This window comes from Prevotella sp. 20925_1_30 (genome assembly GCF_041433025.1).
Taxonomy (GTDB): domain Bacteria; phylum Bacteroidota; class Bacteroidia; order Bacteroidales; family Bacteroidaceae; genus Prevotella; species Prevotella vespertina.
Window position 1 is genome coordinate 1 of record NZ_JAPWAR010000072.1, and the last position, 641, is coordinate 641.

1 protein-coding gene is annotated in these 641 nt (G+C 45.2%); it reads right to left on the bottom strand.

The genetic code is table 11. The annotated features are described in order from the left end of the window. Positions 1-641: DUF4372 domain-containing protein (locus O3603_RS12055; RefSeq protein WP_371523055.1), on the bottom strand; the 641-nt coding region annotated here is incomplete at both ends.

Here is a 641-nt window from a genome sequence, read left to right on the forward strand (position 1 = left end):
ATAGGTGAGATTCTTCTTCATCTTGGTCACATAGCATACCCCTTCCTCTGTAAGTCGCTGGAACTGTGCATAATCAACGTATGCTCTGTCCATGGTAAGGGTAGCATCCTTAGGAAGATGCACTTCTTTAAGTAGATAATGATCATGCGTGGCGGCAGAGGTAAGCTGTACGACCATGGGAACACCAACATGATACTTCATCACCGTATGAACCTTCATACCGCCTTTCTTCTTACCACTCTTGGGGTGTCTGCCTACACCCTTGAGTATGTTGTCAAAAAGGGTAATCGTAGTTGAATCCATCATATACAGAAGCTTTTCCCATGTCTTCTGTTCACCTTTAGGGCGGCTGTCCGATAAAAAAGAACCATAACGCTCTAAGAGGTACGCATAAACGCTTGCAAAGAACTCTTGTGGGCGACGCTTGTTGGCATCAGCAAGCGTACTACGACGGACGACATAGTCGATGCCAAGATGATGCAGTTTGTTTACTTCAGCCTTCATGCCTATCTCCACTTCCCGAAGAGAATCAAAGTGTTTGAGAACACCGAAAAGCATTATGACAAGGTGAGTCCACCCATCAAGACGCTTCACATAAGCTTCACTTCGGGGTGTTTCAAGGCTGATTTGCTTGATTTGTT